At 48.1% G+C, this 7,132-nt stretch carries 11 protein-coding genes; 1 reads left to right on the top strand and 10 read right to left on the bottom strand.

Annotation, left to right across the window (positions count from 1 at the left end):
- Nucleotides 1-81 precede the first annotated feature (81 nt).
- From EOE67_RS12075 to EOE67_RS12050, 6 genes are all read right to left on the bottom strand, one after another.
- The gene (locus tag EOE67_RS12075; protein ID WP_127699337.1) at nt 82-312 is read right to left on the bottom strand and encodes a transposase domain-containing protein; all 231 of its coding nucleotides are present in this window, start codon (nt 310-312) and stop codon (nt 82-84) included.
- A gap of 269 nt (nt 313-581) precedes the next feature.
- Nucleotides 582-1,181 (bottom strand): Fic/DOC family protein, encoded by a 600-nt coding sequence (locus tag EOE67_RS12070; protein WP_127699336.1) that lies wholly within the window; start codon nt 1,179-1,181, stop codon nt 582-584.
- 15 nt (nt 1,182-1,196) lie between these two features.
- Nucleotides 1,197-1,376: a hypothetical protein gene (locus EOE67_RS12065; protein ID WP_127699335.1), complete on the bottom strand. Its 180-nt coding sequence runs from the start codon at nt 1,374-1,376 to the stop codon at nt 1,197-1,199.
- A gap of 148 nt (nt 1,377-1,524) precedes the next feature.
- Nucleotides 1,525-2,904: a DEAD/DEAH box helicase gene (locus tag EOE67_RS12060; protein WP_127699334.1), complete on the bottom strand. Its 1,380-nt coding sequence runs from the start codon at nt 2,902-2,904 to the stop codon at nt 1,525-1,527.
- A gap of 190 nt (nt 2,905-3,094) precedes the next feature.
- Entirely contained in the window at nt 3,095-3,406 is a 312-nt protein-coding gene (locus EOE67_RS12055) for a DUF6172 family protein (protein WP_127699333.1), read from the bottom strand.
- 98 nt (nt 3,407-3,504) lie between these two features.
- Entirely contained in the window at nt 3,505-4,410 is a 906-nt protein-coding gene (locus tag EOE67_RS12050; RefSeq protein WP_127699332.1) for a carboxylesterase family protein, read from the bottom strand.
- A 157-nt stretch (nt 4,411-4,567) separates the two neighbouring features.
- Between EOE67_RS12050 and EOE67_RS20990 the strand changes: the two genes are divergently transcribed.
- Nucleotides 4,568-4,675 carry an MYXO-CTERM sorting domain-containing protein gene (locus tag EOE67_RS20990; RefSeq protein WP_276317442.1) on the top strand — a complete coding sequence of 36 codons (108 nt, stop codon included), beginning with the start codon at nt 4,568-4,570 and terminating at the stop codon, nt 4,673-4,675.
- Between the two features lie 100 nt (nt 4,676-4,775).
- On the opposite strand, the gene EOE67_RS12045 is transcribed toward EOE67_RS20990, so the two are convergent.
- From EOE67_RS12045 to EOE67_RS12030, 4 genes are all read right to left on the bottom strand, one after another.
- Nucleotides 4,776-5,120 carry a DUF6488 family protein gene (locus EOE67_RS12045; RefSeq protein ID WP_127699331.1) on the bottom strand — a complete coding sequence of 115 codons (345 nt, stop codon included), beginning with the start codon at nt 5,118-5,120 and terminating at the stop codon, nt 4,776-4,778.
- 35 nt (nt 5,121-5,155) lie between these two features.
- Nucleotides 5,156-5,794 carry a hypothetical protein gene (locus tag EOE67_RS12040; protein ID WP_127699330.1) on the bottom strand — a complete coding sequence of 213 codons (639 nt, stop codon included), beginning with the start codon at nt 5,792-5,794 and terminating at the stop codon, nt 5,156-5,158.
- A gap of 9 nt (nt 5,795-5,803) precedes the next feature.
- Nucleotides 5,804-6,514, bottom strand: coding sequence for a HupE/UreJ family protein (locus EOE67_RS12035; protein WP_127699329.1), 711 nt, complete (start codon nt 6,512-6,514; stop codon nt 5,804-5,806).
- Between the two features lie 155 nt (nt 6,515-6,669).
- Nucleotides 6,670-7,077, bottom strand: a complete 408-nt coding sequence (locus EOE67_RS12030) for a hypothetical protein (RefSeq protein ID WP_127699328.1) — start codon at nt 7,075-7,077, stop codon at nt 6,670-6,672.
- Between the last annotated feature and the right edge of the window lie 55 nt (nt 7,078-7,132).

The following is a 7,132-nucleotide window of genomic DNA, read 5'->3' as shown; positions in this document are numbered from 1 at the left end:
GTAATTGCCAGAGTTTCACTACTCAGGTGGTTCATTTTTCTAAACCCGGCCAGCCATTTTTTAATTCCTGGCTGGCTTGGTTTAGTTCCAGCGCGGATGTTCAGCATCCTGATGCCAGAGTCGCTGGGTTTGATGAAATACTTGCTGCATTGCTTCAAAGCCTAAGCGCTGCCTACCTTGTACGACGGCACTTGGTGCAACCAATTCCCGTCGTCCGGGTAACGCAATTTGCATTTTATCGGCAATGCTCCAGACATCTTCGCCCCAGTACAACGGCGTCGGACAGTTGCACCCCCTACGTCCTGCAGGCATTGGCTGATGAACTCTTCTGGCAATAATTGCTGAAGCGCACCGGCTTCGATGTTCGGGAAATAACGGTTAGCAAGGGTTAAAGCGGTAGCTAATTGCATAAAAAAAGGGCCTGCGACATTTCTGTTGCAGGCCTTTATACATCAGTCGCTGGATCGGTCAACCGATCTGAAAAGTGCTTATCTGATCGGCATTAGACTTAACGTCGGTTTTTTTTATCTGCAATTCAGTAAGAATCGAAATCAGCTTTTTGCTTTGAACAGCAACTTCAGTTATTCGCGACTCGGCGCTATCGCCTGCCGAAAAATCGTGATCAGTGGCGCCAGATCAAGCTCCACTCCGGAGATGTTGGCATTAACCCAGTCTTGTTGCGATATTTCAGGCCACGTCAAATCGTATCCCAGAGCAAAAAGTAATTCTTCAAAGAAGAAGCGCTGGGTTCGGCCGTTGCCGTCGCGAAATGGGTGGATTATATTTAATTCGCAGAACAAATCCGCAACTGTTTCGACCAATTCTTCCTGCGATCCGATCTGAGCTAAAGCCGCCAATTGTTTAAACCATTTTCGTGCTTCAGCCTCAACCCGGCCGCAGGTACAAAATCTGGTGGTTCCTTTTGCCAAATCGACATCGCGCACCTTGCCTGCCCAGCTGTAGAGATCCTGAAATAAATGGATATGCAGGAACTGCAGGTGTTCAAAAGTAAAATCGTGTAGAGGCCGAACGGAGGAAAGGTAGGTTTGATAACGTACTGCGGTGATTTCAGCTTCGGCTTCCGCCAGCAAGTCTGCGTCACGGATATTCAGCAGATTGATTAATACATCTGTGTCAGGGTAACAATACTTGTCCTGCAATACGCCATATTTATCGGGCATAGCTGTGTATTGGGCCTATTGGGCATATTTGCGTTTTAAATCGGCAATACTTTTCGGTTCAGTATTTTTTTTCAGTGCTAACCCTTCATAGGCCAGGCTGGTCCGGTAATTGTCCATATTTGGCGTGAACCGGGGTTCATCGTTCAGTGACTTTCTCGGTGACTTGCTCGGTGAATTCATAGTAGATGTTGCCATTAGTTTCCTCCGTACAAGTGCCGAGTATAGCGTTGAAATGAATCAGCGTCACCTGATATACATAGCGCCCCAGAGTTTGAATTAGCTCCTGGCTAAACCCGCAACGAGGTTTAGCCAAGCATGACATACTGCTTATGAAGCGGACAGATCAGCGCTTGCCACGGCCGCCACTGCTGCTAGAACCGGTATTTTTTGCAACGTTGGTTTTTTTCAGGTGCACATTTTTAGGGGCAGCTTTAGTGGTAGTAGCTGTATCAGCTGGTTTTGCGCGACGTGGTTTACCCTTTGGCTGTGGCTGACCTGTACTGTCCAAATCAATCAAGGTTTCACTGGCTTTGTTCGAACGACCCGACAATACCTTGCGTGAAATACTTTTCAGCAAAGATACCCGGTTACTGACTTCAAAACCCGGTGTGATGATGCGTTCGATTTTGCCACCAATTAACTTTTGAATACGCTCTAATGTCTGCTCTTCTTCACGGCTAACAAAAGAAATTGCGTTACCGGTGGCGCCTGCGCGACCGGTGCGGCCGATGCGGTGCACGTAATCTTCAGGTAAATAAGGCAGATTAAAGTTCACCACATAATCCAGCCCCTGAATATCCAAGCCACGGGCGGCGACTTCAGTGGCGATCAGCACTTGCAGTTTAGCGGACTTAAATTCAGCAATAGCCCGACGACGCGCGCCCTGGCTTTTATCACCATGACAAACAGCGGCATTAATTTTACGCTGTTGCAATCCTGCCAATAACTGATCGGCTTGCTCTTTGGTACTGGTGAAAACCAGCACCTGAAACCAGTTTTTCTCTGCCAGTAACTTTTCAAATAATTCGATTTTGCGGCTTTCTTCGACCGGATAAACCACATGGTTCACCGTATCTGCGGTGCTGTTGACCTTGGCGACCCGGATTTGCTGGTGGTTTTTCAGAATTTTGTGCGACAGCTCATTGACTGCTGGCGACGTTGTTGCCGAAAACAACAAGGTCTGCCGTGCATTGGAAGTCATTTGTAGTAACTTCAGCACATCGGCGCTAAAGCCCATATCGAGCATGCGATCCGCTTCGTCCAGTACCACATATTCAACATCACTGAGAATAACGTTGCCAAGTGCCATATGTTCCAGCAACCGGCCTGGGGTGCTGATCACAATATCCACACCAGCGGTTAATTTGTTGGCCTGACCACCCATTTTCACACCGCCATATAAAGCAGTGGCCTTGATGTCGACAAATTGCGCGTAACCGGCAACGGCTTCGGCAATTTGCTCCGCTAACTCGCGGGTTGGGGTCAGGATTAACGTGCGTGGGCGGCGCTCGACCCTTGGCGCTGGTTTATCCAGCATCCGTTGTAACAACGGGATGGTAAACGCGGCAGTTTTACCGGTACCGGTCTGCGCTGTCACTTGTAAATCTTTACCGCGTCGGGCTGGCACGATTGCCTGTTCCTGAACCGGTGTCATAGTGCTGTAGCCACAAGCGACCAGCGCTCGTAATAAGTCTGGTGCTAAATCTAAAGACGAAAATTGCATAAGAGTTCCTCTGTAGATTTGCTACAGTCAAAAAATAAGGGGCGGAATATACAGTATTTTGGCAGCAGAAGGGAGAAATGCTTGTGATTGTGTGAATTTCAGGCAGCTATTACATCAAAATTGACATCAAAAGGCGGTTTCTGCAATCAAATGCTTACCCCTAAGGATAAGCATCCTGACCTTTTATAGCTTAAGCGTCATCACCGTCTGCATCATCCATTTTTGGTTGATGCTGGCCTGCTCTGGCCAGAATTTCGACATAACACTGCGGCAGTTCTTGCTCGATAGCAGCATCAATATGTTTATTGATCTCAGAAGTAAAGATTTTTACCGCTAATTCTTCGGTAGCGCCAAAGCGACAATCGAATGTCCAGTAATCCCCACCTGCTGGTAGCGGCTTGCGACGCTCGCGGTTTAAGTACTTTTTAATGTCATACTTAATAGCGTCCGCCAAACGCGCAGGTTTCAGTTTCGGGTGAGTTAAAGCGATTGTCTTTTTCATCAAAATTCCAACAGATATCTATTCATGGGGAAAGCTGGTTGAGCTTTTAAAACCGCATTCTACAGATTTACCACCAACATAACCTCGAATATCTGCGGTTAAGGCCGTTTTTGTTGCAGCAACCAGTCAAATAAGTCCGATCCAGCGTAAATTTGTCGCCAGGCGTCGTGCTCTGCCTGCTCCAATACGCTAAAACGCACATTGGTATGACCAAGTTGGCGCAGGGTTTCGATGCCCGGATAAAAATAATCTTTGTTGATGGCGGAATCGCGTCCGGCGGCAACCACCCATAACGGCGTTTTTGCTTTGGCGATCGGCGCCATCAGATCCGGATGTCCCCAACCAACGACAGGTGCCACTGCGGCGAATAAATTCGGGTGTTTGCTGGCCAGATACCAGCTACCAAAACCACCATAACTAATGCCTGATAGATATAACCTGTTGTTGTCGACGCGATACTGCTGCTGCACAGTTTTCAGCATGGAAAGTACATCCTGCTCTGCCCGCTCCCAACCATCTGGCAGCAATGGTTGAACTTTGCTCATATCGACAATTTTATTGGCCGGACGGATCGGCTGCTCAGAGCCAAACAGCTGCGGCCTTGCTGGTACTCCCTCTTGTAGTCGCTGCGGAATGGACGATTTCTGCCGCTGCGCGATATAAGGCAAACTACCCATATTAAACATCTGCAGTTGCGGCACCAGCATGATAAAAGGCAAATCGCGTTTTTGGATCCAAGCTTCATACAAGGGCCCGTGGACTAAGGTGTAATCCAATTCGTCCAGACCATTACCGCGCTCGCCATTGCCATGCAAAAACAGTAACAAAGGCCATTTCTGCTGTGGATTTTTGGCGTAGCCCTTTGGTAGATACACCAGATATTGGCGCTTACTTTGGTCAATCTGACTTTGATAATTCAACCGCAGCAATTGTGCTTCGTAGCTAGCAGCACCGACGCTGGTTGTGGCCAACAAACACACCCCAAGCCACCATGCTGTCCACATATTAAATCTAGCTGTGAAGCTAGGCCATAATGACCAATCCATCTAATGTTCTCCGGGTTGACTAAAATTCGACTGCTCCAATATTGAATAATGACGTTACCGAAACTCCCGATCATTGAAAAGCCTTACTTTTTGAGTGCAGCAACCGGATGAACCTGTGCCGAAACGGACTGGAACAACGACGGATGTGTCTGCGCCAGTGTCGCTGGCATTAACAGGCCTCGCGCTGTTGTTACTGGGCTTACAACGCCGTCGTCCAGTGTAAGCAAATTTTAATCGTTCTCCTTAAAAAACCGTCTGGTAGCCAACAGACGGTTTTTTGTATCAGCGCAATCCATTGCAACTATTCGCTTGCAGCTTTTAGATCACAGCTTTTCGGTATGCTCAGCCGACAATACATTGCCGACTTCATCCAGCACGATGTAAAGATGTTGCTTGTTGCCATCTTTTTCATCGGCATTCACAAATAAGGCCACCCAAACCGTATCACCGTGATGTGATTTTTTCGGGCTCAGGTCTTTGGCTTTTGCCAGACTCCAGCTACCAGCCAACTTCTTGCTGCTCACCAGCTTTTCCAGCACTTGTTGCGATTTCGTCGATGCTTCGTCATGGGTGATTGGCTCGGCATCCGAATGGTCACTGTGCGCAAGCAGCTGCGGTGATGCCAGGGTCAGGCTGAAGCCAAGAATAAATGCGGTCAGTTTTTTCATGATTGTGTTTCCTGTTGGTGATTACTATTTGTGAATTAAGGTTGATAAAAATCGGTAAAAAAACCATGGATAGTCACGGTGACTGTCACCGGTTCAGTTCCCTTGTTTTTCCAATACCAGCCGTGGGTACCGGCAAATGGCGCAACAAAAGCACCGCCGCCAGCACTTTGCGCACGTTCCAGCCAATAACTGGTGTATTCATCCGCTTTGGCATTCACGGCTTCACCGTGCATATCAACCATTAACGGTTGTCCATTTGACGTCCAGCTGAACACCACCGCCTGGTCCTGCTCCATTTTGGCTTTGAGTTCAGCACCTTTACCCGGCGCCAGCGTCAATTCCATGGTTTTACTTTTGAGCTCAGTGCGCTGTTTAATCACCGGACTAAGACTCGAGCCTGCAAGTAAATTGCCGCCTGTTGCAGCTGATGGTGGTACTTCGGTGATTTCAGCGGCTGCTGCTTCAGTTTTAGCGCTGCCAGCTTCAGCGATTGCCGTCAATCCGGTGAGTTTACCAATGCCTGTAGGGTCGATGCCGTATTCTGCCGGCAGAATAAAACTGATGGTGATCGCAGCAGCAACAACAACCGCAACAATGGTTGCTTTGAACAGCGACTTTTTGCTTCCAGTCTTGTGTTCAACACTGTGAGTGGTTTTGGGTTGAGAAGTTGTCATCACAATTCCTTAGGCGACCAGAAACAGGCCGGTCATTTGATAAAAGAAGAACACAAAACCGGCAGTCATCAACAGTTGATTCGACCGGAATGCATGATGCTGAAAAGAAGGACGCAGCCGCCAGAAATTCATCAGAATCAGGATCAACCCCAGTGCCAGCAACTGCCCTAATTCGACGCCGACATTAAACGCCAGCATATTGCCAACCAGGCCAAGTGGCTCCAGCGAAAAATCCTGCACTTTACTGGCAAGACCAAAACCATGAACAAGCCCAAACAGCCATACCATAAGTTTTGGATCTGGCCTTTTACCCAACCAACTTTCAAACGCCTGCATGTTATCCAGGGCTTTGTAAACGATTGACAGACCAATCAAAGCGTCCACCAGATATGGGTTGACATGAAAACCGCTTAATACGCCGCCAAGCAACGTTAAACTGTGACCCACTGCAAACAGCGTGACGTACAGAGCGATATCTTTCATCCGGTATAAAAAGAACATCACTGCCGCCAGAAACAGCAAGTGGTCATAACCGGTCACCATGTGTTTGGCACCCAGATAAATAAAAGGCAGTAGTTGCAGACCTTTGGCCTGTTCGATAAACGCCTGATCGCCGGCTTCTACGCCATGGCCAAAGGCTGACGTTGTACACAACCCCAGCCACAGCAGCGTAAAAAGCCACAGCAATTTGTTTTTAAACGCTGATCCTTTGAACAACATCGTTGCTTCCTCTTGGTAAAACCGACACGTAAACTCCGAATACAAAACGGCCAGCAGCCAAAAGTACCCTTTTGAGTATCGTACGCATCAGATGCATTACGACGCCTAATCAGACGCCTGATTTAAAATCAAAAATAGAACTAAATTGCCTGGTATCAGGCGTTTGGCGGTGGAACGGGTGGGCTGTGGGTAATACCAATAAGTTGGTTTTGATAGCGATAACTTTCATTACCTGCTGACATGGCAGGAAAAAGCTGTTGTTGGGACGGAACATCGGCCTGTCCTTGCAGATGTTTGGCCTGTTCGTGCGACGATTCGTCGTGGCTTTCAGCGGATGTAGCAGCGACCAGCGGCGTTATTTCGGGAGCTAAGCGGTGGTCGTTGTGGTCGAAATCTTCGTTATAGAAGTCGTTGTGATTATCGTGACCGTTGTTATGACCGTGTTGATGGCCGCTTTGATGTGCATCATGCTGCTTTGTAGCATGGCTATGCGGTTGTGTCATCGATACCAGCATGTGATGCGACTCGCCAGGTAAATGCAGCACCATAGGCTTAACTGCCATCGAAAGTTGCTGGCATAAAAACATCAACAGGAGCAGAACACGCGTCAAATTGAGA

Source organism: Rheinheimera riviphila (assembly GCF_004005945.1).
In the GTDB taxonomy this organism is placed as follows: Bacteria; Pseudomonadota; Gammaproteobacteria; order Enterobacterales; family Alteromonadaceae; genus Pararheinheimera; species Pararheinheimera riviphila.
Note: the sequence above shows the minus strand (reverse complement) of the source record. Positions and strands in the feature narration are given on the sequence as shown.